The following is a 25,952-nucleotide window of genomic DNA, read 5'->3' on the forward strand; positions in this document are numbered from 1 at the left end:
GACCCTTCAAATCCGTCTGCCCGCAGCCTGCCTTGGAAAGTAGTGCCGAGCTTCAGCTCGCACCCGCTTCCGTCCCCCACCAGATCCGGCACTCCGATTCCCCAGTTGGGCGTGCATTGCCTGCCTCTCACGGGCTGAAGCCCATGAGTACTTTGAAAACGGTTGGATTATTTTCCACCCGGAGGTTAAACTTCCAGTCCTGCAAAATTCCGGATCGCATGAGCAAGCTGGCGTTCACACTCGATGACGGCAAAGAGGTCAACATGCCTCTGGCCGCTGACATGCCGCTTGGGAAGCTGGTGGAGATGAATGCTGCGCTGGAGGAGGCGGAAAAGTCCTGCCAGTTCTGGCAGCACGAGCTGGAGACCCTTTTGCAGAAGCACCAGAAGGCCAGCCAGGAGATGGAGGACCTCTCCCGCCAGCACGAGTACAAGACCTCCGAGGTGAACCGGCTGCTGACGCTCGAAAAAGTCCTGCGCGAGGAAGTGGAGGCGCTCAAGGTGCGCAAAGATCTCGCCCTGAACCAGCTTCAGGACATCAGCGGCCGGTGCGCGCAGGATCAGGCGCGGCTTGATCAGGTGCAGAAAGACATCGCCCAGGTGGAGTCTCTGCGGGAGAGAACCGCCCAGGAGCTTCAAGCCTGTGAGGCGCGCGTGGCAGCCGCGAGGAGAGAGGTCGAGCACCTCAAGGAGCAGCGCAGCACTCTCACCTCCGCCACGCAGACGACGAAGGACGAGCTCACGCAGGCGGAGACACGCCTCATGGAGGTGCGGACCGAAGCCGAGGCCACTGAGGCCCGGCAAAAGGAACTGCAAATCACCCTCACCAGTTTGGAAGTGCAGCGCACCCAGGCGGAGACCGCCGTGGCCAGTGCCCGCGCACTGCAAGCAACCCTTCAAGAAACCACCACGCGCATGGAAGACCATCTCAGCGCGCTGGGAGATCGACAGAAGGCCGCCGAGACAGATCTGAACCGCCTCAATCAGCAGCGCCAGGATCTGGAAGGCTCCCTCAACGATCTCAACCAGCAAAAACAGGAAGCCCAGTCACACCTGGAGTCCACCCAGCAGAAACTGCAGGAGGCGACTTCGACACTCCAACAAACTTTGCAATCAGGCGATCAAGCCATGTCCCGTCTCCATGAACTGGAGAATGATGTCATGGCGCTCGAACGCCGCCGCACAGGCGATGAACAGCGCGTTTCGGATCTCAAGACCGAGCTTGAGTCCCTGGTGTCTCGTCACCAGGAAACGCAGAGTGGTTTGAGCAGCTTGCAGCAACAGCGGGCCGAGCTCGAGAGCGAGGTGTCCAAGCTGGCGAGAGCGCATGAGGAAACCCTGCATGCGGCACAGGCCAGCCGGCAGGATCTGGCCCGTGAAGAGGAGCTGCTCCGCCGCACCAAGAACGAATGCGGTGATACCGCCGCGCTGCACAGCCGTCTGGAGAAACAAATCGACAGCCTGCAGACACGCCTCCGCCTCCAGGAGAGCAATCTGAATGAGATCGATGCCCTCCTGGCCCGGCGCAAAACCGAGCGCGAAAGCTCCGGCGAAGCCATGCGCAGCGCGCAGCGGGAGCACGACAAAGCCGTGGCCGGCCTGGCCCGTGCCCAGAAAGAATTCTCCGAGCAGACCACCCGCCTCGACGCCGTCAGCTCCCAGTTCGCCGATCTGCAAATCAAAGTTCGTTCGGCGGAGGACGGCCTCGCCGCCACCCTGAGGCGCCTTTCCAGCGAGGAGGCACGGCTCTCCACCATCGCCCAGCAGCGTGACCAGGCCGAACAAGAATTGCGTTATGCGCATGACGTCAGGCTCACGTCAGACAGCCTCGCCATCCAGCGCCAGCTTCTGGCCGAAACCGATCAGCAGCTCAAGCACGCCTCCCAGCGCCTCACTCAGAGTGAGACTCATCAAGCCGAGATGCAGGCCACCCTGGCCGATGCCGGATCACGACTCCAGGAGACCCGTGAAAACGCCGACAATCTCGCCGCCCAGAAACGGGACACGCAGCAGCGCCTGCAGGAACTCGCCCAGGAGGAGCAGCGCCTGCGCGCCGAGATCGAAGGTCTCGCAGCTTCAGAGAAGGCTGAGCGCGCCCGCTTTGACCAGCAGCGCGAGCTCTCTGAGAAAGCCCAGCGCAGCTTTGAAGCAGAGTCTGGTGCCCTGACTGAGCAGCTCAGCACCGCCCAGCAGCATCTCGGTCTCGTCGAGGCGCAGCTCACCAGCCTCTTCGAATGGAAGGACCGCATGGACGACTGCCAGAACCGCCTGCAACAAGCGGCGGAAGGCTCCCTGGAAGCGCGCAATCTGACCAACGAGATCCACATGGTGCTCGGCGCGCTGCGCAGGCTGATGGCGAAGATGAACCTGCGTGATCCCGCAGCGGCTCCACCTCAGTTCATGACCGCGATGAAGCCTCGCGCCCCCTTGCCCATGGCAGCACCTGCGCCCGTTCGTCCTGCTGCATCCGTCCCAGAGTCCACCTCCGCAGCAGCGCCAGCTTCTGAATCCACACCAGGCACCGGCAACGAGGGTGAAGGCCCTGAAGACGCCCGCCTGGCTCAGATCCGCGAAGAAATCCGCCGCGAGGAAGGCCGCCTCGAAGGCCTGCGCCAGGAACGCATGCGTGTGGACATGCGCTCTCCCCGCATGCGTGGCGGCGTTGATCCCGCCCTTCAGGAGCAGGAAGCCAAGATTCGCCTCGCCACCGAAAAACTTTCCCAGATCGAGGCCCGCGTGAAGCGCGCCGCCATCGACGAAAAGAGCCATCAGGAAAAAGTCGCCACGCTCAAGCAGCAGATCTCCGAACTGCGCGGTGAGATGACGAATCCCAGGTCAAACACCAAGCCCTGATCCACATTCCACGCGGGGCCTAAATCGCACTGGAAAGCCATCCCCTGCGAGCCTACATGCACACGCATGACACGCGTAGGCATCGGATATGACGTTCACCCCTTTCAGGAAGGCCGCCCCCTCATTCTCGGAGGCGTGGAGATCCCGCACACCCATGGCCTGCAGGGCCACTCGGATGCCGACGTGCTCTGCCACGCTATTGCCGATGCCGTGCTCGGCGCGCTCGGCCTGCCTGATATCGGCTACTACTTCCCGCCCAGTGATGCCAGCATCGAAGGCATCTGCTCCCTGCGCATTTTGGAGAGGTGCGCCGCCCTCGCCGCCGAGAAAGGCTACACCATCGAAAACGTCGATTCATCCCTCGTCGCTGAAGCTCCACGCGTGATGAAACACGCCCCGCTCATGAAGGAAAAGATCAGCGCCGCCCTCGGCATCCAGCCGGATCAAGTCGGCGTCAAAGCCACCACCAACGAGCGCATGGGCTTCGTCGGCCGCGAAGAAGGCATCGCCGCCATGGCCGTGGCCTGCTTGGTGAAGTAAACAGCTTACTTCACCGGCTTCGCCGTCGTGTGGCCCTTCCCTTTGCCTTTGGCCTTGCCGGCTTTGGCAGCGAGCTCCTTCTTCCAGAGATCGACCGGCACCGCATTCGCCTGGTTCGCACCGGGCGTGCTGCGGCCGTTCGCGGAAAGGGTCTCCAGCTTCCTCGTGAGCTTGGCCACGATCTCCGGATGCTCAGCCTGCACGTTCTTGGTCTCGCCGAGATCCTCATCTAGATTGAAAAGTTGGATAGGCGCTGAATCAGCAGGCTCGGTGCCGGGGCGAGGCTCGCTCCAGCCGCCGCTGCCAGGGCAGAAGCAGAGTTTCCAGGGACCTTCACGCACCGCGAAGTAACCATTGATGCTATGACTGACCAGAACCTCGCGCTGCGGCCCTTTGGCAGCCTGGCCTAACAAAGTGGGCAGAAAGCTAAAACTGTCCTCAGCCGCATTGTCCGGCAGTGTGACACCGGTGATTTCAGCGGCTGTGGCCACGAAATCCGTCAGGCAGGTCAGGTGCTTCGTGCTCTGGCCACCCTTCACCTTCGCCGGCCAGCGCACCATGAATGGCACGCGATGCCCGCCTTCATAAATGTCCGCCTTGTTGCCACGATACTTGCCGCTCGGATCGTGTCCCTTCTCCAGGAGCTCAGGATAGTTCGCGCTCGGTGAGCAGCCATTGTCACTGGTGAAGACGATCAGCGTGTTCTCGGCGAGGCCTTGGTCATCCAGCGCACGCAGCAGGCGGCCAACCTCCGCATCTGTCTCCATCACAAAGTCGCCGTATTGATTCAGCCCGCTTTTACCGCGCCACTTCGGATTCGGCAGGATGGGTGTGTGTGGTGAAGCCAGCGGCAGATAGAGGAAAAACGGCTTGCCCGACTTCGCATCGGCAGCCTTGCCACCGATCCAGGAAATGGCCTGATCAATGAAGGTGCCGAGCACCTCGTAACCCGTGAAGCCTGGAGCTGCCGGGCCCTTGCGCGTGTATTTGTCCGTCTTGCCCTGCACCATCTCGATCTCGCGATCCTCGGTGGGTTGCACCGTGACCTTGTTCCCTTCGATGAAGACATACGGCACCATGTCCAGCGAGGCCGCGATACCGAAGTAGTGATCAAAGCCCACGCTCAGCGGTCCGTTCGTGTGCGGCTTCGTGAAGTCCACACTCCAGGCCTGCTCCGGTGCTTCGATGTTCAGTTCAGCCACCGTCTTCCCCGGCTTGATCACCCAGTCCATGCCCAGGTGCCACTTGCCCACCGTCGCCGTGTGGTAGCCCTGCTCCTTCAACATGGTCCCCGCCGTCAGACGACCTTGCTCAATCAAACGCGGACTCAGCCCGCCGAGCACTCCATTCTGCAATTTCGTGCGCCAGTTATAGCGCCCCGTCAGCGTGCCATAGCGCGTCGGTGTGCACACACTGGAAGGCGTGTGCGCGTCCGTGAAGATCATTCCCTCACGACCAATGCGGTCCATGTTCGGCGTCGCGATCTTGCCCTCAGGATTGAGCACACGCACATCACCTGTTCCGAGATCATCACAGAGAATAAAGATAATGTTAGGCTTGTCTGCCGCAGGCAGTGCGAGAGCCAAGGACAGAAAGGACAAAAGCGACAACAAGGACTTCATGGAGATGTACTGAGGAGGTTATTCTGCTTTCTTCTTACCCTTTCCTTTACCTTTGCCCTTCTTGGGAATGTCACCGGCTTTTGGCTGAGGCTCATTATCAAAGGCTTTATTACCATGGGTGAAGCGTGGTGGAGGAAGGGTTTCCTTCACGTCTGTCTGGAGCTTGGTGAGTTCAGCTTTGAGTTCCTTCACGGTGTCCGCGTAAGCAGGATCAGCATAAAAGTTCTTCACTTCGAGCGGGTCCTTCTCGCGGTCCAGCAGATCCCAATCATCCACATCGGGTGCATAATAGTGCACGAGCTTGTAGCGATCTGTGATCACTCCGTAGTGCGGACGCACGCGATGCGGCACGGGGAACTCATAGTAGTGATAGTAGAAGGACTTGCGCCAGTCAGCCGGTGCCTCGCCTTTGAAGAGTGGCACCAATGAGCGGCCCTGCATGTCCGCAGGCTGCGGCTGGCCCGCCACGTCCAGGAAGGTCTGTGCGAGATCCAGCAGCGAAACGATGTGCTTGTCAGTCGTGCCAGCCTTGGCCACCCCAGGCCAGCGGACGAGGAAAGGAGTGCTGAGGGACTCCTCAAAGATCCAGCGTTTGTCGAACCAGCCGTGCTCGCCCAAATAAAAACCTTGGTCGCTGCTCAGGATGACCAGCGTGTTTTCTGCCAGGCCTTCTTTGTCCAGATAGTCCAGCACCTTCTGCACGCTCTCGTCCACCGCTTTCACGCAGGCGGTGTAGTCATGCATGTAGCGCTGATAGCGCCATTTGACGAGATCCTTGCCGGAGAGATTCGCCTCACGGAACTTGGCATTGCGCGGCTCATAATACGCATCCCAGGCTTTGCGTTGCTCCGGCGTGAGATTGCCCGGTGTCACGAGCTTCGCGTCACGCTCGGTGAAGGTGCGGTCGATGCCCATGTCATGATCGCTCACGGCCTTGCTGCGGCCTTCGAAGGTGTCAAAGAGCGTCTCAGGCTCGTCATAGACGCGGTCCTTGTCATGACCCAGATGACGAATCGGCGGCTCCCATTCGCGATGAGGTGCCTTGTGCTGCATCATGAGCATGAAGGGCTTGGTCTTGTCCCGCTTGTTGAGCCAGTCGATGCTCAGATCTGTGACGACATCCGTGACGTAGCCCTCATGCTTCACCGGCTTGCCGTTGTCGATCATCGGCGGATTGTAGTAGGCACCCTGGCCAGGCAGCACCTGCCAGTAGTCATAGCCCACCGGATCCGTCATGAGATGCCATTTGCCGATGATGGCATTGGTATAACCAGCTTTTTGGAGAAGCTTTGGAAAGGTCTGCTGGCTGCTGTCGAACGTGCTGTTGCTATTGTTGTAGAAGCCGTTGAGGTGCGAATACTTGCCCGTCTGGATCACTGCACGCATCGGGCCGCAGATGGAGTTCGTCACGAGGCAGCGGTCAAAGCGGATACCTTCTTTGGCAATGCGGTCCATGGCAGGCGTCTCCACCAGCTTCCGCTTTTCTCCATAAGCGCTGATGGCCTGCGAGGCCAGGTCATCGCAGAAGATGAAGAGGATGTTCGGTGTCCCCTTCGGCGCGGCCGAGGCCAGCGAAGTGAACAGCATCAGGAGGGTGAGCAGTCGGGCAATCATGGTGGGCGGCTGGTAACGAGGTGAATCCGGCAAGCTTGCGAGAAATTCACACTCGCCTTTCAATCGTCGCTGCCCGGCTAAAGATCGGCAAAATACTGGCGATACGCCTCGGGATGCCGTGCGCTGTGAAGCAAGGCACCGAAGTATATCAGGTCACCTTCAACCAGATAATAGATGATATAAGGAAAGCCACGAACGAGACAGCGGCGCACTCTCCCGTCGAAGACTCGGTGCCGTAGCGGGTCCTGCTGAACACCCAGGGAAGCGCTCTCGACAGCCTGAACAAAACGTCGGCTGAGGTCTTTTCCGTCAAGACCATAGCGCCCCGTGACACAGCACAGCTCCGCTTGAAACTGCTCTGAATACACAGACTTCATCAGGCCAAAAGCTTGGCTGCCCCAAAGACTTCCTCATGGGACAGACCACGCTCTCGCCCGCTCTTGAAAGCTTCAAAGCGTCTTTCCACCTCAGATGCAATGGTCGCATCGTCCTCCCAACGTGCAGGCAGATCTGCATCCACTGTTTCCCACATGATCTCAGCCAGGAAGCGACGCTCTTCGGAACCGAGACGAATAGCTTGGGCAATGAGTTCTTGAGGAATCATGGTAGGAGCAAGATAACGGGAAGCGCGCAAAGTGCCAAGCGTGGATATTGCTGACCGGCGCACATCACCAAACAAAAACGGCTGCCAGTCGCCTGGCAGCCGTTGGAGAATGAGATGGATCTGAGAATTACTTCTCAAGCTTCAGGAGCTCGACTTCGAACACCAGGGTCTCGCCTGGGCCGATGTCACCACCTGCGCCGTTGTCGCCGTAAGCGAGGTCGGAGGGGATGAAGAACTTGAACTTGGAACCCACGGACATGAGCTGGAGACCTTCGGTCCAGCCCTTGATCACTTCCTGCACGCCGAAGGTGATCGGCTCGCCGCGCTGGACGGAGCTGTCGAACACTTTGCCGTTCAGAAGGGTGCCGTGGTAGTGCACGTTCACCTTGTCAGTCGGGACGGGCTTGGCGCCGTTACCCTGCTTGATCACTTCATACTGCAGGCCGCTGGCGGTGGTCTTCACGCCTTCGCGCTTGCCGTTTTCAGCCAGGAACTTGGTGCCGGCAGCCTTGGCTTCCACAGCCTTGGCAGCAGCTTCCTTCTGCATCTCAGCCTGGATCTCAGCCATGCGGCCCTGCATGTGCTTTTCGAAAGCGCCCATGGCGGCTTCGAGCTCTTCAGGCTTGTATTTGGATTCCTTGCCAGCCAGCGCGTCCTGAACGGCGGAAGTGAAGGTGTCGACATTGATCTCGACCTTCTGCTGTTTGAAGTTCGAACCGATCTGACGACCGATGAAATAGCTGACTTTGTCCATGTCAGGCTTGGCGGCGGGGGCTTCGGCAGGTTTCACAGCGGCTTCTTGGGCATTCAGGTTGGCGGTGGCCAGCAGGGCGGCCAGGGCAAGACTAAGGGTAGGTTTCATGAGAAGGCGGCGAGACTCGGAGGGATGTGCTAGGTGGTCAACCAAAGAAAAAGGCTGTTTTCCGCCCTGCTTTTGGTTCTTGAGCAATCGCCCGGACACGCCAATCTGGATGCCCCTATGTCCGCTATTCCTTCCCAGTTCGACAACGTCACTGCCGTCACCAAAGCCAATGTTTACTTCGACGGCAAGGTCGTCAGCCACAGCATTCTCTTCCCCGACAGCAGCAAAAAGACCCTGGGCCTGATCTACCCGGGCGACTACCATTTCGGCACGGACAAGGCCGAGCGCATGGAGATCGTGGCCGGCACCTGCGAGGTGAAGCTGGACGGCAGCGAGGCCAAGACCACCTACACCGGCGGCCAGTACTTCGATGTGCCCGCCAAGTCTGGTTTCGACATCGCCGTCACCAGCGGCATCTGCGAGTACATCTGCTCGTTCATTGACTGAGTGCGCTGAAGCGCCGTCAAGAAGGTCAAGAGCATCAAGCAAGGTCGTCAGCGGTCATCTTGACCACCTTGACGATCCCCTGACCTTTTGACCCTGGTCCTCAGATTTACTTCACCTTCGCCCACTCCTCAGCCAGCACGGGCTTGAGGATCTCCGTCCACTTCGCGTAGCCGGAGGGGCTGAGGTGCAGGAGATCGTCCACATAATAGGAGCGGATCGGCTGACCCTGGGCATCTGCGAGGTAGCTGGTGCTCTCTACATAGCGCACCCAGGGATTTTCCTTGGCCCAGGTTTCCAACTTTTGGTTAAGCTCGTGCACCTGTGGGATCTGGGTGACACGCTTGATGGCGATTTTCACCGAGCACAGGATCACCTTCGTTTTCGGCTGGCGCTCATGGACGAGGTTCAAAAACTTCGTGTAGTCATCGAAGGCTTCCTGCACCGTCAGCTTGGCATTGATGTCGTTTCCGCCAGTATAGACCACCAGCATCTTCGGCTCATGGCGAAACACCACCGTGTCCGCATAGACGCTGAGATCATTCGCCACGCTGCCGCCGAAACCACGGTTTAGCACCGGGAGGTCCGGAAAGTCTTCTTTAAGAGTGGTCCAGCGCCTGATGCTGGAGCTGCCGGTGAAAACAATGCCGCCCTTCTCCGCATCCTTTTGGGCAAAGGCCTCGATCTCCTTGGCAAAGCGCTCCGGCTTCGGCCGCGGCGTGTCCGCCAGAAGCGAGGTGGAAACGAGCAGGGCGAGGAGGCCGAAGGCAGGCAGGGGAAATTTCATGGCGCGCCTTTTAACGATCTCTCACCACCCGCTCAAGCATCATTTTGTGGTGGCTGGCTGGATGTCGTGCGCGCCCTCATTGATCGCCACTTCCTTGAGCTTCGCACCGCGAACCACATTCCCCTTCAGCACCTGGGCGGATCCCGAAAGAGAAAACCCATTCCTGCCCGCGCCATCGACCTCGTTGCTTTCGAAAAGGTTCCTCGCCGTGCCGGCGCCGATCTGGAAAGCATTCCCGGTGATGCTCACGAAGCTGTTGTTCCGAATGATGTTCGCCTCATTCAGGCCCGGATGCTTGCACCAGCGCCAGAGGCTGACCCCGATGCTGCAATCACGCGCCTCATTCCCCTCCACCAGGCACTCGTTCACATCATTCATCTCAAAGGCGATCCTGCACCGCGCGATCTGATTGCCGATGGCCTTCCCACCTGTGGTGAAGTGATCAAAGTCCACCGCCTCATCACAGCCATCGCGAAAGCTGCAGCGCAGCACCTCCGGCTTTTCCACACTATAAAAGGCCACGCCCCGGCCAAAGCAGTTTTGGATGATGCAATCCCGCACCACCACACCCTGCGGCTTTGGCCCCGTCGGCCCCTTTTCATAGTTGTAGGCACCAGAGGCAAACACTCCGCAAAGCTGCGCATGCCCCTGCACCACTTGATCCTCCGCCGTGCGACCACCATCAATGGTTAGGTTCGCGATCTCGAGGCTCTCACAAGCACCGCGGATCTCGATCAGGTTCGGCGCATCCGCATGCCGGATGACCGCCCCCTCCGGCACCGGAAAAGCCAGAGGCTGCTGCAGCACCAGCAGGTTCTCCTTCACCTCCTGAATGTGAGCGATCAAAAAAGGCCTCGGCTTCTTCGTGAAGCTGTCCATCTCCCCATCCGCCTCGATGTGCAGCCGCATCCCCGCCTTCCATCCTCGCGCCGCGCGGACCGTGACCTCACTCGCGCCTTTCACCGCCGCCTGGGCGCACTCTGCATAAGCCAGTCGTGGCAGCTTCAGAATGCAGCGCTCCTTTTCCAAGCCGCGCAAAGCCAGTTTCTTCGCATCTTTGATCATGAGGCCCGCCGGCAGTTCATGCTCCCCCGGCGGCACCGAGACCACCCCGCCCCCCGCCTTGATCGCCTCATCGATCCACTGCTGCAGCGGCACCTGAGCCGGACATGGCAGAGCCGCGATGAACCATAGAGGAAGCAGGGGAACCAGAAAGCGCATCCGACTATCTCGCCTGGGATTTGGGTGATCTTGCGAGAAATGGCATGCGCACCCTCCCTGTGAGATAGTCATTCAACACGTTGACAGGGTGGGCTCTATTCTGAATACTTAACACTTCACGCATGACTCCCGGTTCACGCAGACTCCTTACCCGCCTCCTGGCACTCGCAGTGGCGGTTTCCGCTCTGGCTTCCTGCTCGACCACCAAGGTGGGGAACGGAGCCAGCATTTCGAAGGTGAAGTATTATCACTTGGTCCCCAGCAAGCCGATCCTCGTTCAAGATCAGGCCATCGTGTTCGAGCGCCTGCACTACCTTTACGGGGCGGTGACGAAGGCGGAGGTCATGGCCCGGGCCGGCCATTACTACACCATCTGGTGGAAAGTGGACGATCGCAGCCAGCCCGTGACCGTTCGTTTTGAGTATCGGCAGGCCAACAATGGTCTTATCACCAAGGTTTTGGAGGAGGAGGTCAGTGACATCCGCCGCTCCAACACCACCAAATTCCAAGTCACCGGAGATGAATATTCTAGCAATGGACGCGTCACAGCTTGGCGTGTATCTTTGATGAGAGGAAAAGAAGAACTTGTCACCAAGGCTTCCTACCTCTGGAATTGACCCCTCCGACGCCCGCCATGAAACGCTCCGCCGCCTGCCACCCTGTGTTCCGACAGTATGTCGGCACGCATCCGGCAGCCTGCGCGAAACGAATGGTATATTAACCCCCTTCTTGCCGTGCCAGCCCCCTCCAACATCCTCGTAGGCCGGATCGGCAAGGTTTTTTGGTTACGTGTGGAGGGACGCGGTAATTTTCAGAATTCCATGCAGGTGAAGCGCGCCTTCCAGACCGTGATGGGCGAAGGCACGGCGGATCTGGTGGTGGACCTGGAGCACTGTCCCATGATGGACTCCACCTTCCTGGGCACCCTGACCGGCACCGCCATCCACCTCATGGAGCAGGGCAAGGGTTCCCTCAGCGTACTGAACGCCAATCCACGCAACCAGCAGCTGCTCAACGACTTAGGCCTGGACCAGATCCTCCATGTGGACGTGGAGGGAACCCAGTGGCCCGACGAGCGCAAGACGGTCTGTGACGAGCTTGCCTGCTGTCAGGAAAAAGGGGCCGAGTGCAAGGAGGAGCAGACCCAGCTGGTCCTGAATGCCCACCGTATGCTGTCCAATGTCAGCCGTCAGAATCAGTCCCGCTTCCGGGATGTGATCCACTTCCTGGAGAAGGAACTCATCGGAGACGCTCCGCAGCCTGGGCTGGCTGCTGCCACTTCCTGACCCCAAGTCATCGGGACACTGGCGGTGGAAGTTCCCGCTCCGCCACAAAAAGGCCAGCGCGTCCCGTGACACCGCCGCATGAATACCGCTCTGTTCGTCATTCTGATCCTGCTTTTGCTGGCATGCATCGTCTTGCTGGTGCGGAGCACGAAGAAGAAGAATGAGGCGATCGACCGTCTGCTGAAAGAGGAGCAGGCCATCGTGGAAGAGGAGCGGCGCATGTTCAGCTTCCTCCATGACCTCGGGGAGGCCATCGCGCGCGAGGACAGCCAGGCGGCCATGTATCGTCTCATTGTGGAGGGAGCCATGAAGGTCATGGAAAGCACCGGAGGCGCCCTTTACCTGCTGGATGCCAGTGAGCGCTCCCTGGTGCCGCGCCATCACTCGGACAAGTGCGTGCCGCTCGTCGCCCTGCCGGAGAGCATCGCGAACATGGCGCGGTCAAATCGGCCCTCCCTGCTCAGCTTTCTGCGCCTGCACCCGGTCACCATCACCGAAGGCTTGCTGGGCAGCATCTTTCAAAATCAAAAGGTCGAGATCCTGACCGACCTCAGCGCCGATCCGCGCCTCGGCGGTCATGGGGCCAACCTGCATGCGGAGACCACGGTCATCATCGGCCCTCTGAACTCCGGCACGAAAAAGCTCGGCGTGCTCGCCATGACCGCGCCGAAGGACAAACGCAGCTACAACAACAACGACTTCGAGGTCTTCCGCTCACTCGTGGAGCAGTGCGCTTTTGCCCTGGCCAATGCCATGGCGCATCAGGCGGCGACGGAGAAGAAGCAAATCGAGCTCGAGCTGAAGAGCGCCAGCGATGTGCAGCGCATCCTTTTGCCTTCTAAGGCACCCGCGATGCCGGGCTTCACCATCGCTGGCAAGAACATCCCAGCCACCACGCTCAGCGGTGACTACTTTGATTTCATCCCCCTCGCCGGCCGCAGCCTTGGCATCGTGATTGCGGACGTCTCTGGCAAAGGCACAGCAGCGGCCCTCATCACCGCCATGTGCCGCAGCGTTCTGCGCTTCAGCGCGGATGGTGCCGCCGGACCTGCGGCCACTCTCGCTGCGGTGAACCGCCACATCTTCCCAGACATCCGGGAGAATCGCTTCATCACACTGATCTATCTCGTGGCCTCTGCCGACGGCAGCAGCTTCAGGCTCGCCCGTGCTGGTCACACACGGCCTCTCGTCTGGCGGAAACAGACCGGTCAGGTGGAGACGCTGAACAGCGGAGGGCTCGCCATCGGCATCGACAAAGGTGAGGTGTTTGAGCGCGTGACGAAGGAGCTCGAGTTCCAACTCAGCCCCGGTGACACCCTTCTGCTCTATACAGACGGCGTGAATGAAGCCATGGACGCCCAGGGAGAGGAATTCGGTGAGGAACGCATCCACACGACCCTGGCCACACTGGCACCTGAGGGCCCACAGGCCGTGATCGACGGCCTTGTCTACGAAGTGGATCGGTTCTGCGGCGGACGCCGCTGCCATGATGACATCACCCTGGTGGTGCTGCAGAAGACCTGAGGAAATAAGGAACAAAGGCTGGGCGAGGCTCGCCTCACCATGAAGCGGCGATGAAAGCTCTCTTCATGGCTCCACGTAGCCATCTGCATGCTGCGCACACTCGTCTGCCTCCTCCTGGCCTCTGTCATTCAAGCGGCCGAACCCGCTCCACTCTACATTGAAGGTTATGCCGGTCAGCGCAGTGTGGCACAGGGTGAGCCGGTAGCCCTGCACGTGAGCACCAGCGCGGCGAAGTTTGAGATCGAAGTCGCGCGCCTGGGAACCACTCGCGAGATCGTCTGGAAGAAGGCAGACATGCCCGGCCAGGCACATCCCGTGCCTGAAGATGCCTCGGCGAACGGCTGCCGGTGGCCGGAAAGCCTGCGCGTGCCGGTGGGAGTCGACTGGAAATCCGGCTACTACGAGGTTGCCCTGCGCGCCGCCGACACAGGAGGCAAGTGGACACACCGTGGCCGGCGCACGGCTGAGAGCAGCGCCTATTTCATCGTTCGTTCGGCCAAACCTGGCAGCACTTCCAAGATCCTGCTCCAGCTCTGCACGAACACCTACAACGCCTACAACAACTGGGCTGGCTTCTCCGTGTATGCCTACAACAGCCTCTCGAACAACCAGGGGCACAAGGTCAGCTTCGAGCGGCCGCCGGCCCCGCAGTTCAGCAAGTGGGAGCTGCCCTTCGTGAAATGGGCGGAGAGCCAGGGCCAGTCCATCGAGTTCGCCGCCAATGAAGACCTCGAGTTCCATCCTGAAATCCTAACCAACTATAAACTCGTCCTCAGCGTGGGTCATGATGAGTACTGGTCCTCTCCCATGCGCGATAACCTCGAAGCCTGGATCGGCAAAGGCGGCAACGTGGCCTTCTTCAGCGGCAACACCTGCTGTTGGCAGGTGCGCAGCGAGGATGGAGGCCGCGCCTTCACCTGCTGGAAGCAAAACTACCACCTCGATCCCGTCTTCGCCTCACGCGAGTTCAAAACACTCGCCAGCCTGTGGAGCCATCACCTCATCCAGCGCCCGGAAAACCAGCTCACCGGTGTCGGCTTTCTGTGGGGCGGCTACCGCAAGAGCCATGGCCAGTTCATGGAAGACCCGGCCGAGTATGAGGTGCATCGCCCCGACCACTGGCTCTTTGCCGGCACCGGCCTGAAGCGAGGCGACAAGTTCGGCGGCAAAGATACCATCGTTGGTTATGAATGTGACGGCTGCGAGCTGGCCTGGAAAGACGGCCTCCCCTTCCCCACCTTCAACGACGGCACCCCTAAAACCTTTGAGGTCCTCGCCACCTGTCCCGTGCGCTGGCACCCTGACGATGCCGAGTGGTATGAGAAATGGGAGAAGGGCCGCACCGGCGCCGCCACTCTCGGCCTCTACACCCGCGGCGGCACCGTCTTCACCGCCGCCACCACGGACTGGGCGCACGGCCTTCAGGGCAATGACCCGCATGTGATGCGGATCACGAAGAACGTGCTGGAGAGGCTGGGGAAATAGGTGCTCATCGAACTCCTATTAATCGGCAACTCACCCATCATCTCAACGATCTGGTTGACGCTCGAGCCATTGAGATGGCGTGAAGATCTTTGTTGTTGAGGGACATCTCCTGATTACCTCATCGTCACTGGTGATGAGTGCGCATTTCATTTCTCGGGCAAGCGCCACATAGTGGGAATCGGCACCACGCAAGGCGTATCGCGCCGCTGCACGCGCTGCGGCCTCGGCGAAACCCAAATCTACCTGCCGCAGGTAAAGTTTGGGGAAATGGCTCAGTCTGGTGGTCGAGACGCTACCGATGCCAGCATCGCCGGTGATACGAGCAACAGCACCCGCTACCTCAGCGAGGACGATGGCAGGCGCGTAAAGACGAATACCATTTCTCACGCAATGATCGAAGAACTCGTCCGCAGCAGCAAACTCTGGCTGGTCTTCGATCTGCTCTGCGACAAACACACAGGCGTCCACGACCAAGTTCATCGGCGCAAACTGCTGACAACTTCGCTTGCTGCCCGTTTATCCCGTGCCTTGCCACGCATGAGACGGCGGAACTTGGTGGTGTCTTCACGCCAAGCCTTATAGTCCGCCTCATCCAGCATTTTACGCACGACTTCCCGATCAGCCGGACGCAGCTTGGGAATGAGGTTGGAAATCTGAACAGCAATTGTGCTCATGAGGCATCATGATGCCTCATCTGGCTTCAGATGCAACTACCGCATCTAACCAGCTAAAGGACAAGGCCGGCTCAAAACAGCCCGAGCGCCCGTTCAATACGGCGCAGGGTGCTGTCTTTGCCCACCAGGTGGCCGATGGTGTTCACACCAGGACCACGGAGCTGACCGCTGAGAGCGCCGCGAAGCAGAGGCATGAGGGCACCGGGCTTCACGCCAGCGCCTTTGGCAGCTTCTTCGATGGCTGTCTGCACACTGGCTTCCGTCCATTCAGTGGCGGTGGTGAAGGCAGCAGCGGCGGCACGCAGCAGGCTGGCATTCTCAGGCTTCGCTTTGAGCTTCTCGGTCACGTCCGCTTCAAATGGATAGTCCTCACGGAAGAAGTAATGCACCCAGGCCGGGATCTCGGTGAGGAGGCTCACCTTTTCCTTCACGCTGTAAACGGCAGCCGTGGCGGTGGCTTCATCAGCGATGACATAGCCCTTGGCCTCGATGAACGGGCGAGCCGCCGCAAAGAGAGCTTCAGGGCTCAGAGCGCGCAGATACTGGGCATTGAACCACTGGCATTTCTGCAGATCAAAACGCGCATTGGAGCTATGGATCTCCGCAGGGTCGAAGAGCTTCACCAGTTCATCACGGCCCAGCACTTCCTTGTCCGCACGAGGCGTCCAGCCGAGCATAACCAAATAGTTGAAAACGGCATCCGGCAGGAAGCCTTCATTGATGTAGCTGTGCTCGATGGCGCTGCCCGCGTCACGCTTGCTCATTTTTGAACCATCCGAGTTCAGGATGAGCGGGATGTGCGCGTAGATCGGCGGTGTGGCACCAAAGGCATTGAAGAGATCAATGTGCTTCCAAGTGTTGGAAAGATGATCCTCACCGCGGAAGACGTGGGTCATCTTCATCTCGATGTCATCCACCACGTTCACGAAGTGGAAGATGTAGCTGCCATCGGGACGGCGCACCGTCATGTCAGGCTCTTCGGTCGGGGCGAAGGTCACGTCACCGCACACGAGATCATGCACGGTGATGGCCGTGCGGCTGAACTTGAAGCGCACCGCGCCATTGTCTTCGGTATACACACGATCCGCCGCTTCCAGCTTCGCCAGATAGGTGTCGTAGATGTCCTTGCGCTGGCTTTGGAAATAGGGGCCGCAGTCACCGCCGGCATCCGGGCCTTCATCCCAATCCAGCCCCAGCCAGCGCAGACCTTTCTCGATCCCACGCTTGGCGTCTTCCGTGTTGCGCGCGCCGTCCGTGTCCTCAATGCGGAGGATGAAGGTGCCCCCTGTCTTGCGGGCAAAGAGCCAGTTAAAAAGGGCCGTGCGGCCACCGCCGACATGGAGGTCACCGGTGGGGGAAGGAGCAAAACGAACGCGTGTCATGGAAGGGAAAAATCTACAGAGCAGAGAGTAAGCTCTGGTGCAAGTGGCAGACATCCGCACTCTTTCTGGGAAACCTCATTTTAACCACTAATGGACACTGATTTGCACTTATGACCAAGCCATCAGGGATCCTGTCCTATTAGTGCTCATCAGTGTCTATCAGTGGTTAACTGATCCGGAAGCCTACCCACCGATCGTGATCGTCTCATCCAGGTTCAGCAGCGCTGCCGCCACGGCGGTCCAGGCCTTGTCATCGCCACCTGCTTTCCGTTGCTGGTCAAAGAGCTGTTTCAGTACCTTGGCTTCCTCAGGTCGGGCATCACGGGCGAGGACAAGCTTCACCGCGTGCTGGATGCGCGCATCCACATTGGCGACCGGAGTATCCTTCACCAGACGCTTCGCAAAGGCCTGTGCAGCTTCGACATACACAGGATCATTCAGCAGGGTCAGCGCTTGCAGAGGTGTGTTCGACCGCGAGCGCTTCACCACACAGGCCGTGCGCGCGGAAGCATCAAAATTCACGAAGCTGGGATAGGGCGAGCCACGCTTCAGCACCACGTAGAGTCCGCGACGATACTGCTCATCACCCGGACTGATTTCGTATTTGTATTGCTGGCCGCCCACCTTGGCCCAAAGGCCATCAGGCTGCGGGGGGCGGATGGGCACACCGCCCTGCTTCGAACTCAGCAGGCCCGCGACCGCCAGGGCATTGTCACGGATCATCTCCGCATCCATGCGATACCTCGGCCCGCGCCACAGCAGCGCATTGTCCGGGTCCAACTGTGAACCAGAAACCGCGAACTGCGAACTCTGCCGATACGCCCGCGAGGTCACGATGACCTTGAGAATGTGCTTCATATCCCAGCCGCTCTCCATGAACTCCACCGCCAGCCAGTCGAGCAGCTCAGGATGGCTCGGCGGCACGCCCTTGATGCCAAAATCCTCCACCGTCGGCACGATGCCACGTCCAAAAATCTCCGCCCACCAGCGGTTCACCGTCACACGTGCGGTCAGAGGATTGTTACGATTCACCAGCCACCTGGCCAGGCTCAGCCGGTTCGGAGCTTCATCAGCTTTCGCATCAATGATCCCAGGAGTGCCAGCCTTCACAGGCTCGCCATGATCGGTGTACACACCCCGCTTAAAGACAGCCGTCATGCGCGGCTCGGCCAGTTCACGCATCACTTCCGTGGTCGCAGGCTTCAAGTCGGTGAGCTGCTTCTTCAGCGCCGTCATCTGGCGCTGTAGCTTGACCAACCTCAAGTCACGCTTCGGCGCAGGAGCTTCCGCCTCGCCATCAGGTAAAGAGGCCACGACATCACCTTCCAGTGCCGAGATCCGCAGCCTGCCGATCACGCGGCCGCCGCCATACTGCTGAACCAATTTTAATCGCAGACGAGCTCCAGCCACGACATCCAGAGGCTGCTTGAGTTCCAGTGCCACCCAATGACTTTTTCCAAACTGCGGCATGATGGCCCAACCCGTCGTTGGATTGGTGTCTGCCAAACCCGATGCCTGAAAATTGCTCTGCGAGAAACTGGCATGCACCTTGCCAAAGCTCAGCGCCTCGCTTGCAGCATCCTTCGCCTTCGAGTCAGCAATGGAAGCCTCCAGATGCTGGAGCACAAAATTCGGACGATTCGCCATGCCACGTCCAGGTCCTTTGCCCGGAAGCGAGTCATCACTCAAGGCCTCCAGCAAAATCCCGCTGATGCGCCCGCCTGACAGCTTGTATTCGATCTCATAGACATCCTTGTCCGGCGCTTCGCCAATGAAGAGCAGGCTCTGATCCGGTTGCACCTCCGTCTCCGCACCGCTTTCCGTGTCGATGGAGACTGGCTTCAGAGCCGTGCTGCCGGATGTCGGCTGTGCCGTGGCGCTCTTGCTGCCTGCGATGCTCTTCTCCATCTCCGCGATCTTCGTCTGCATATCGACGATCTGGCTCGTCAGGGCCACACGTCGTTCGTTGAGGTTGCCATCCGGCAGAGCCATGGGCACCCCATCAAATTTGATGCTGCCCGGAGTTTTCGGGTTGGACCTCTCAGCTTCCTTCTGGGTGTTGTTAAAGTAGGACAGCAGGCTGTAATAGTCCTTTTGGGTGAAGGGGTCATACTTATGGTTATGGCATTGGGCACACTCCAGAGTTGATCCCAGCCACACCGTGCCGGTAGTGTTCACACGGTCGATCACCTGGTTGATCCGGCTCTCTTCCGGTTCAGTGCCTGCTTCCACGTTCGTCGGTGTGCAGCGATGAAAGCCCGTGGCCACGATCTGTTGTGGCGTGGCATTCGGCAGCAGATCACCCGCCACCTGTTCAATCGTGAACTGATCAAACTTCATGTTCGCATTCAGCGCATCCACCACCCAGTCACGAAAGCCCCACACATCGCGCAGGTCATCGCGCTGAAAGCCGTGCGAGTCCGCATAGCGCGCCGCATCCAGCCAGGGCCGCGCCCAGCGCACGCCGAACTCCTTCGAAGCCAGCAAACGATCCGCGGCTTCAGCAACGGCTTTGTCTGCATCCACACGATACGCTGTCACAAAGGCATCCACCTCGTTCACGGATGGCGGAAGACCCACAAGATGCAATGAGAGTCTCCTCAGCAGCGATGCGGGCTCAGCCTCGGCTGAATGGGTTATGCCTTCCTTCTCCAAACGAGCTTCAATGAAGCGATCCACCGGATGCTTGCTCCACGCGGCATCCTTCACCTCAGGCAGTGCAGGCCTTACTGGTGGAATATAGCTCCAGTGCTTGCCCGCCCGGATGGTCTCGGGCCAGACAGCGCCTGCATCGATCCATGTTTTCAGCGCCTGGATCTCTGCGACTGTCAGTGGTGTACCACGCTTCGGCATCGCTTCTTTGTCAGACCTCGGCAGGGCCACACGGCGCAGGATCTCCGCATGATCCGCCTTTTGAAAAACGGCGCGCTCATGCAGGCGCATGCCGCCTTTGCTCTGCTCAGCGCCATGGCACTCAAAGCAGGCGCGCTGGAGCACCGGAAAGACCTCCTTGGCAAAGTCCACCCCGGCCCCGAAAGAGGGGACGGCGAGGATCAAACAGAGGCTGGGCAGGGCGCGACGCATGGCCCCTGTGAACGACCGGCCTCCGCGCCGCCTTTCGCCAGCCTTCAGCAGCCCATCAACATGGCATGATCCTCCATGGAGAATCCCGCCAGACTGCAAAAGGCAGGCCGCCGGGATCGTTCATCCCCTGACTTGCCACGCCTCCTTCCAGCCCTGCTTTTGTCCCTCGCCATGCCAGCCTCCGCCATGGCCGCGATCGACTTCAGCCGCGACATCCAGCCCATCCTCAGTGAGAACTGCTATCACTGCCACGGCCCGGATGCCGCGAAGCGCAAAGGCGACCTCCGCCTGGATGATGAGAAGGCCGCCAAAAGCGGCAGCACCATCCTCCCCGGCAAGGCGGACGAGAGCGAGCTCATCAAGCGCATCTTCTCCCATGATCCGGAAGAGGTGATGCCGACCCCGAAGAGCAATCGCAAGCTCACCGAGGCGCAAAGGCAGCTCCTCAAACAATGGATCACTGAAGGCGCGACCTGGGGCAAACACTGGGCCTTCACACGCATCGAGCGCCCTTCTGTGCCAGCAGGTGCCAAACATCCCATCGATGCCTTCGTGCGAGCCAAACTGGCCGAACAAAAGATCCAACCATCACCACGGGCTGATACGGCGACCCTCATTCGGCGCCTTTCCCTGGATTTGATCGGCTTGCCTCCAGTGCAAGACACGGAGATGGGGAGACACGGAGACGCGGAGAGTCCAAGCCAGTCTGCGAAGCCTCCCGTCTCCGCGTCCGTGGAGTCCGTAGCCTTGGCGAAGGACTCTTCCCTCTCCGCGTCTCCGCGTCTATCCCCCGCCACCACAGCCAGCCTCAACTATGAAAAAGAGGTGGAAACGCTCCTCTCCTCCCCGCACTTCGGTGAGCGCTGGGCCTGGGACTGGCTGGACGCGGCTCGTTATGCCGACAGCAACGGTTATCAGGGCGATCCCGAACGCACCATGTGGCCCTGGCGTGACTGGGTGGTGCAGGCCGTCAATGCCAACATGCCTTATGACCAGTTCACCGTCTGGCAGCTCGCCGGTGATCTACTGCCCAAGGCCACGATCGAGCAGAAGCTGGCCTCCGGCTTCAATCGCAATCACATGATCAATGGCGAGGGCGGCCGCATCGCCGAGGAGACCCGGGCGGAGAATGTCATGGACCGCGTGGAGACCACCGGCACCGTCTGGCTCGGCCTAACCATGAGCTGCACCAAGTGTCATGATCACAAGTTTGATGCCCTGACCCAGCGGGACTACTACGGCCTTTACGATGTCTTTAACCAGACCAGCGAGGATGGCAAAGGCCGCAGCGGTCAGGCCGCGCCTGCCATGGACATGAGCACCCCGGCGGAGCTCGATCGCTCCCGCAAGGCGAATGCCGCCGTGAACAAAATCGCCGATGAGGTGGATGCTTTTGAACTGAAGAAGTTCCCGCGCCCCGAAGGCAAGCCGCTGACCGAATCCGCCGCCTTTGAGCTGCCAGGAAACCTCCCTGCCTACATCGCCAAAACCATTCCGCGCAATCGTGGGGTCGATCCTCTGCTGGAAGCGGTCGGCTACTTCAAGGACAAGGACCCGGCCTATACCAAGCTCCTCCAGCGTCTCCTCACCGCCCAGCGCGAGAAGGCCTCCGCGAGCAGCGCCGTGACCAAGGTCATGGTCATGGACACTCTGCCCCAGCTGCGTGAGACCTTCATTCTCGACAAAGGCGCCTACGACAAGCCGCTCACCACCAAGGTGAGCTTCAACACACCCTCCGTGCTGCCGCCTCTGGCCAAGGATGCCTCGCGGGATCGCCTCGGCCTCGCGCAGTGGATCATCTCGCGCGACAACCCGCTCACCGCCCGCGTCACCGTGAACCGCTTCTGGCAATCCATCTTCGGCATCGGCCTGGTGAAGACCGCCGAGGACTTCGGCGTGCAGGGCGAAACACCCGTGCATCGCGAGCTGCTGGACTGGCTCGCCGCCGAGTTCATGGAGAGCGGCTGGGATGTGAAACATCTTCTTCGTCTCATCGTCACCAGCGAGACCTACCAACAAAGTTCGCAGTTCACGGTTCAGGGTTCCCAGTTGGATCCAGATAATCGTTGGTTAGCCCGAGGGCCGCGTTTCCGCCTGCCTTCCTGGATGCTGCGTGATCAGGCGCTCGCGCTTTCGGGATTGCTCAATGCCAAGCTCGGCGGCCCATCGGTGAAACCCTATCAACCCGAGGGCATCTGGGAGGAGGCCACCTTTGGCAAGAAGACCTATGTGCAGGATCATGGAGACTCCCTCTACCGCCGCACCCTGTATGTCTTCTGGCGCCGCATCGTCGGCCCTACCATGCTGTTTGATGGCAGCACGCGCCAGGTCTGCGCCATCAAGGCCACCCGCACGAACACGCCGCTGCATGCGCTGGTGACTCTGAACGACACCACCTACGTCGAGGCCGCGCGCGTGCTGGCCGAAAAGGTGTTGAGTGCTCCTGGTGATGATCATCAGCGCTTGCGTCAGGCTTTCCAAACCATCACCAGCCGAGCGCCGAAGCCTGAGGAGCTTGTCGTGCTTCAAAAGCAGCTTCCGAAACTGCGCGCGCAGTCTGCACAGGATGCTGCGAAGCTTCTGAAGGTCGGCGAAGCCAAGGCTGATCCGAAGCTTGCTCCTGCCGAGCACGCCGCCTGGACCAGCCTCTGCCTCATGCTGCTGAATCTCGATGAGGTACTGACGAAGGAGTGACTTATTTCGGCGAAGCGGACGCCACCTTCGCTCCACATCCACCGCTCATCACACGGAGTGTGATGGCTACTGCACGCTAAGCCCCGAACAAACAGTTTGGAGTGATCTCCACATTCCGGTCACCTGATCCCACGGAGAGGACATCGTCCTGAATCGTTACCTGGATGTCCATCTGCCGGTCCGCCATTTTCCCGAGTTCAGCGATCTGCTCGGGCGGCAGGTGCCATACCGTCAGGTTCTTCACTCGTGCGAGCTTTGCTGACACGGACGCCCACCACGCGGGCGTGGTGCTGCTGAAGCCATAGACCGTCACCTTCTTCGAGCGGCCACAGGCCCGCACCAGTCGCTTGTCCTCCGGATGCCCCACCTCGATCTCATGCTCGGTGAGTCCCGTCAGATCCTTCTGCCACAGAGCCGGCTCATCCGGCTCCCACATGTCCTTGGCAAACTCCAGCGTGCCCAGGTCATTGTTCGTCGGCACATTCAGCACATAGGCCAGCAGCCGCACCAGCATCCGCTCCTCCGTCTCTGAAGGATGCCGCGCGATGGTCAGGTTGTGATCCTGATAATCGTTGCTGTCGAGGTTGGAGAACGAAACCGCCGCCTTGTAGATGATCGCCTTGAGGGCCATGCCCTTGGCTTACGCGGGTGCCCGTGCCAGGTCAAGACAGCACTGGGCCCTTCACATTCCCAGGCCCAGCCTACGCAGACGCGCCAACAGCCGCTTCTCACGCTTCCTGGCCAGATCATGCTCCCAGAGCCTCATCACCCGCCATCCGCCACGGCGTAGCTCACGCGCCACCTCGATGTCACGCGCCTGGTTGCGGGCAATCTTCGCATCCCAGAACTCCTGCCTGCTTCCTGGCCTCCGGTAATGCTCCGGACAGCCATGCCAGAAACACCCGTCCACAAACACCACCACCTTCGCCTCCCGGAACACAAAGTCCGGCCGCACCTTCTTCGTCAAGGGTGCACCGGAAACCGTCAACGGCGAACTGCGAACTTGAAACGAGATCGCCACATGCCTTCGCCAGCCTTTGATCCCCTGCTGCCGAAACACCTCGATCATCCGCAACTCCGTGTCCTTGTTCCCACGCGAACGAATGAGGCTCATCACCTCACTGCGCTTGGCTTTGGTGAAGACATCAGGCATAGTGATCCTCAATCAGGCATTCAGATTTGGCGACAGGATGGCTCGAATAACAACGATAGATACGCCTATGGACACCACCCTCACCTCCTTTCTATCCCGGCAGCTTGGGCTGCTCGTGGTCGTGCTTGGCCTGGTCTGCGCTTCCATCCACGCCGAGGATAATCTCACGCCAGCCACTGGATCAGCCGACAGGACGGCGATCTGCAATGCGGTGCGTGTGCTCTACCGCAATGGTCACTATCTGGAAGGACAGCCGAACACCGAACGGGTCGTGTTTGTGATCCATACGCTCAGAGTCAAAAGTGGTTGGGCCTTCTTCTCAGCCACGCCCACTCTCATCCTCTCCAGCGGTAAACAGAAGCACCTCGAAACCACCCACACCGTCATGCTGCGACAGTTGAAGGGAAAGTGGACCGTCTTCAAAGACCACGGCCATCATGGTGATGTGATCCCCAGAGATGAATTGATCCCCGCTGGAGTGGATAGGTTCCCTTTGGAGATTCTTCCTGACTGGCAGGAATAACGAAGACTACGTCCATTAGAACGGTCGTCGACATTCCTAAAAACACCAAGATCAAGCAGCTCACTTCAGTTCAACAGAATCATGACACCAAGAGCCAAATGGACGCGGGATGATTTGCTCGTGGCGCTGAATCTATATCACAAACTCGCGTTCGGTCAGATGCACGCTCGGCAGCCCGTGATCGTTGAAGTAGCGAAAAAGATGGGCCGGAGCGCAAACAGCCTGGCGATGAAGCTATGCAACTTTGCTTCCCTTGATCCTGCGCTTAAAATCCGCGGGATCAAGGGTCTCCGCGGAGCCAGTGCTAAAGATAAGGATGTCTGGCAGGAGTTCTCATCGGACATGGCGAATATGGCACCAGCCAGTGAGCAGGCACTACGCAAACTCTACCACGTCGCGGATGAATTCGAGATTGATGTAATCCCCAAGGTTGGGATTATCGTTCGGAAGGACAGAACTATACTTGAAACTGACAAGCTTGTGACAGTCAAGACCCGGCGCGGCCAGGACTTCTTTCGGGAGGCAGTTTTAAACAATTTTGATGGCAGATGCGGCATCTCACAACTCGCCATCCGTGAGCTTCTGATCGCATCCCACATCTTGCCATGGGCCAGCCATCCAGCGGAGCGTTTAAATGTGCGTAATGGCCTCTGTCTTTCACGAATCCACGACGCTGCTTTTGATCAAGGCTTGATCGCATTTGATGATTCACTAAATCTCATCTTATCCAAGCGCCTGCGGGCTCAGTTACCCCACCCAATGATCGTTGAAACCTTTGAGAGGCATGAGGGGAAACCCATTATTCTACCCGAAGAAGCAACTGTGCCTGACACGTCATTTTTTGCCATTCACCGCAAAAGCATCTTCAAAGATGCAGCGTAAAAGATGATCCAGCACAGACGCTCATGCTGATACTATCACAAATCACATGAGCCTTCCCTCGACAGGTAAAGTCCGCGCGCGCCTCTTTGGCGAGACGCTACTTTTCAATGGAGAGGTTTGGACGGAAGGTCCATCTTCACTTCTGGCTTTGCTCAATGCTCAAACTGCTGGATACACAGCCACACACATCACCGCGCTGGACGCCGCAAAGAAGATACTTGCCAGCTTATCCACGGATTGGGAAATATTGGAAGCCGTGTGTGACGAATGGGGGACTGACTTGCCCGAGGGAGCAATTGATTGATTTGCTTAGCCAACGCAGTGTCGCACAAATAGCTCAAGCTCCCGCACTCGCACCACCGGCTCCGGCAGCGGAGGAGCTCGCCTGCTCCTCAGAATAGGCGGTGATGAGATGGCCGTTGGAGGTGCCGTTCACGGAGGCGAGGCTGGCGACGCCGTAGCCGAAGCCGGACATCTCGTTGAACCAAAGCTGGCGGCCGGTGAGGGCATCGAGGGCATACATGTAACCATGCACGCTGACGATGAGGCGGTCGTCATCCAGCATGAGGCTGGTGTAGCTGGAGCCGGTGTGGGCGCTCCACTGCCAGACGATCTGGCCGGTGTGGCGGTCCAGGGCGGCGACGCGTTTGTTGAAACCGGTGAAGATGAGATCGGGGATGCTCATTCGGCATGCTACACAGCCTGCGCCACGCGCAAGG

General features: G+C 59.4%; 25 protein-coding genes. 11 read left to right on the forward strand and 14 right to left on the reverse strand.

Annotation, left to right across the window (positions count from 1 at the left end):
- Positions 1–218 precede the first annotated feature (218 nt).
- Together BGE01nite_RS21345 and ispF are read left to right on the forward strand one after the other, a co-directional pair.
- On the forward strand, positions 219–2,852 hold the full coding sequence (locus tag BGE01nite_RS21345) for a coiled-coil domain-containing protein (RefSeq protein ID WP_146853486.1): 2,634 nt from the start codon (positions 219–221) through the stop codon (positions 2,850–2,852).
- 66 nt (positions 2,853–2,918) lie between these two features.
- Positions 2,919–3,392 carry a 2-C-methyl-D-erythritol 2,4-cyclodiphosphate synthase gene (gene ispF, locus BGE01nite_RS21350; RefSeq protein WP_146853488.1) on the forward strand — a complete coding sequence of 158 codons (474 nt, stop codon included), beginning with the start codon at positions 2,919–2,921 and terminating at the stop codon, positions 3,390–3,392.
- Between the two features lie 5 nt (positions 3,393–3,397).
- Here ispF and BGE01nite_RS21355 read toward each other — a convergent pair whose 3' ends face one another.
- From BGE01nite_RS21355 to bamJ, 5 genes are all read right to left on the reverse strand, one after another.
- On the reverse strand, positions 3,398–5,014 hold the full coding sequence (locus BGE01nite_RS21355) for a sulfatase family protein (protein ID WP_146853490.1): 1,617 nt from the start codon (positions 5,012–5,014) through the stop codon (positions 3,398–3,400).
- Between the two features lie 18 nt (positions 5,015–5,032).
- Positions 5,033–6,628 carry a sulfatase family protein gene (locus tag BGE01nite_RS21360; protein WP_146853492.1) on the reverse strand — a complete coding sequence of 532 codons (1,596 nt, stop codon included), beginning with the start codon at positions 6,626–6,628 and terminating at the stop codon, positions 5,033–5,035.
- A gap of 77 nt (positions 6,629–6,705) precedes the next feature.
- Complete coding sequence (locus BGE01nite_RS29930) at positions 6,706–7,005, reverse strand: type II toxin-antitoxin system RelE/ParE family toxin (RefSeq protein WP_146853494.1); 300 nt, start codon at positions 7,003–7,005, stop codon at positions 6,706–6,708.
- Positions 7,005–7,232, reverse strand: a complete 228-nt coding sequence (locus BGE01nite_RS21370; protein WP_146853496.1) for an addiction module protein — start codon at positions 7,230–7,232, stop codon at positions 7,005–7,007. Before BGE01nite_RS21370 ends, BGE01nite_RS29930 begins: the two co-directional genes overlap by 1 nt.
- Positions 7,233–7,359: 127 nt before the next feature.
- Entirely contained in the window at positions 7,360–8,094 is a 735-nt protein-coding gene (gene bamJ / locus BGE01nite_RS21375; RefSeq protein ID WP_146853498.1) for a BamJ family beta-barrel-assembly machinery protein, read from the reverse strand.
- Positions 8,095–8,211: 117 nt separating this feature from the next.
- Between bamJ and ppnP the strand changes: the two genes are divergently transcribed.
- The gene (gene ppnP, locus BGE01nite_RS21380; RefSeq protein ID WP_146853500.1) at positions 8,212–8,541 is read left to right on the forward strand and encodes a pyrimidine/purine nucleoside phosphorylase; all 330 of its coding nucleotides are present in this window, start codon (positions 8,212–8,214) and stop codon (positions 8,539–8,541) included.
- Between the two features lie 106 nt (positions 8,542–8,647).
- Here ppnP and BGE01nite_RS21385 read toward each other — a convergent pair whose 3' ends face one another.
- The gene (locus BGE01nite_RS21385; protein ID WP_146853501.1) at positions 8,648–9,325 is read right to left on the reverse strand and encodes a GDSL-type esterase/lipase family protein; all 678 of its coding nucleotides are present in this window, start codon (positions 9,323–9,325) and stop codon (positions 8,648–8,650) included.
- Positions 9,326–9,364: 39 nt separating this feature from the next.
- Positions 9,365–10,546 carry a right-handed parallel beta-helix repeat-containing protein gene (locus BGE01nite_RS21390; protein ID WP_170266958.1) on the reverse strand — a complete coding sequence of 394 codons (1,182 nt, stop codon included), beginning with the start codon at positions 10,544–10,546 and terminating at the stop codon, positions 9,365–9,367.
- A gap of 122 nt (positions 10,547–10,668) precedes the next feature.
- On the opposite strand from BGE01nite_RS21390, the gene BGE01nite_RS21395 reads away from it, so the two are divergent.
- The 4 genes from BGE01nite_RS21395 (at position 10,669) to BGE01nite_RS21410 (ending at position 14,841) form a co-directional block, all read left to right on the forward strand.
- Entirely contained in the window at positions 10,669–11,163 is a 495-nt protein-coding gene (locus BGE01nite_RS21395) for a hypothetical protein (protein ID WP_146853505.1), read from the forward strand.
- 117 nt (positions 11,164–11,280) lie between these two features.
- Positions 11,281–11,832, forward strand: coding sequence for an STAS domain-containing protein (locus BGE01nite_RS21400; protein WP_170266959.1), 552 nt, complete (start codon positions 11,281–11,283; stop codon positions 11,830–11,832).
- A 78-nt stretch (positions 11,833–11,910) separates the two neighbouring features.
- Complete coding sequence (locus BGE01nite_RS21405) at positions 11,911–13,356, forward strand: PP2C family protein-serine/threonine phosphatase (protein ID WP_146853509.1); 1,446 nt, start codon at positions 11,911–11,913, stop codon at positions 13,354–13,356.
- Between the two features lie 87 nt (positions 13,357–13,443).
- Positions 13,444–14,841, forward strand: a complete 1,398-nt coding sequence (locus tag BGE01nite_RS21410; protein ID WP_246145774.1) for a N,N-dimethylformamidase beta subunit family domain-containing protein — start codon at positions 13,444–13,446, stop codon at positions 14,839–14,841.
- A gap of 42 nt (positions 14,842–14,883) precedes the next feature.
- Here the strand turns inward: BGE01nite_RS21410 and BGE01nite_RS21415 are convergent, their stop codons facing one another.
- From BGE01nite_RS21415 to BGE01nite_RS21430, 4 genes are all read right to left on the reverse strand, one after another.
- Positions 14,884–15,321: a PIN domain-containing protein gene (locus tag BGE01nite_RS21415; RefSeq protein ID WP_146853511.1), complete on the reverse strand. Its 438-nt coding sequence runs from the start codon at positions 15,319–15,321 to the stop codon at positions 14,884–14,886.
- Positions 15,318–15,515: a hypothetical protein gene (locus BGE01nite_RS21420; RefSeq protein ID WP_146853513.1), complete on the reverse strand. Its 198-nt coding sequence runs from the start codon at positions 15,513–15,515 to the stop codon at positions 15,318–15,320. The genes BGE01nite_RS21415 and BGE01nite_RS21420 overlap by 4 nt, the downstream gene beginning before the upstream one ends.
- A gap of 71 nt (positions 15,516–15,586) precedes the next feature.
- On the reverse strand, positions 15,587–16,897 hold the full coding sequence (locus BGE01nite_RS21425; RefSeq protein WP_146853514.1) for a glutamate--tRNA ligase: 1,311 nt from the start codon (positions 16,895–16,897) through the stop codon (positions 15,587–15,589).
- A gap of 183 nt (positions 16,898–17,080) precedes the next feature.
- On the reverse strand, positions 17,081–19,981 hold the full coding sequence (locus BGE01nite_RS21430) for a DUF1553 domain-containing protein (RefSeq protein WP_146853516.1): 2,901 nt from the start codon (positions 19,979–19,981) through the stop codon (positions 17,081–17,083).
- Between the two features lie 75 nt (positions 19,982–20,056).
- Here BGE01nite_RS21430 and BGE01nite_RS21435 point away from each other — a divergent pair, with 75 nt between their 5' ends.
- Complete coding sequence (locus BGE01nite_RS21435; protein ID WP_146853518.1) at positions 20,057–22,675, forward strand: PSD1 and planctomycete cytochrome C domain-containing protein; 2,619 nt, start codon at positions 20,057–20,059, stop codon at positions 22,673–22,675.
- A 76-nt stretch (positions 22,676–22,751) separates the two neighbouring features.
- On the opposite strand, the gene BGE01nite_RS21440 is transcribed toward BGE01nite_RS21435, so the two are convergent.
- Both BGE01nite_RS21440 and BGE01nite_RS21445 read right to left on the reverse strand, forming a co-directional pair.
- A complete protein-coding gene (locus tag BGE01nite_RS21440) occupies positions 22,752–23,306 on the reverse strand; it encodes a YaeQ family protein (protein WP_146853520.1) in 555 nt (184 codons plus the stop codon).
- Positions 23,307–23,357: 51 nt separating this feature from the next.
- Complete coding sequence (locus BGE01nite_RS21445) at positions 23,358–23,828, reverse strand: very short patch repair endonuclease (protein WP_146853522.1); 471 nt, start codon at positions 23,826–23,828, stop codon at positions 23,358–23,360.
- A 67-nt stretch (positions 23,829–23,895) separates the two neighbouring features.
- On the opposite strand from BGE01nite_RS21445, the gene BGE01nite_RS21450 reads away from it, so the two are divergent.
- The 3 genes from BGE01nite_RS21450 to BGE01nite_RS21460 all read left to right on the forward strand — a co-directional run bounded on the left by BGE01nite_RS21450 (position 23,896) and on the right by BGE01nite_RS21460 (position 25,537).
- Positions 23,896–24,351, forward strand: coding sequence for a hypothetical protein (locus tag BGE01nite_RS21450; protein ID WP_146853524.1), 456 nt, complete (start codon positions 23,896–23,898; stop codon positions 24,349–24,351).
- An 81-nt stretch (positions 24,352–24,432) separates the two neighbouring features.
- Positions 24,433–25,233, forward strand: a complete 801-nt coding sequence (locus BGE01nite_RS21455; RefSeq protein WP_218033059.1) for an HNH endonuclease — start codon at positions 24,433–24,435, stop codon at positions 25,231–25,233.
- Between the two features lie 46 nt (positions 25,234–25,279).
- The gene (locus tag BGE01nite_RS21460) at positions 25,280–25,537 is read left to right on the forward strand and encodes a hypothetical protein (protein WP_146853526.1); all 258 of its coding nucleotides are present in this window, start codon (positions 25,280–25,282) and stop codon (positions 25,535–25,537) included.
- Between the two features lie 33 nt (positions 25,538–25,570).
- Here BGE01nite_RS21460 and BGE01nite_RS21465 read toward each other — a convergent pair whose 3' ends face one another.
- Positions 25,571–25,918, reverse strand: coding sequence for an outer membrane protein assembly factor BamB family protein (locus BGE01nite_RS21465; RefSeq protein ID WP_170266961.1), 348 nt, complete (start codon positions 25,916–25,918; stop codon positions 25,571–25,573).
- Positions 25,919–25,952: the final 34 nt, after the last annotated feature.

Origin of the sequence: Prosthecobacter gellanilyticus (genome assembly GCF_007992435.1) — a bacterium.
In the GTDB taxonomy this organism is placed as follows: Bacteria; Verrucomicrobiota; Verrucomicrobiia; order Verrucomicrobiales; family Verrucomicrobiaceae; genus Prosthecobacter; species Prosthecobacter gellanilyticus.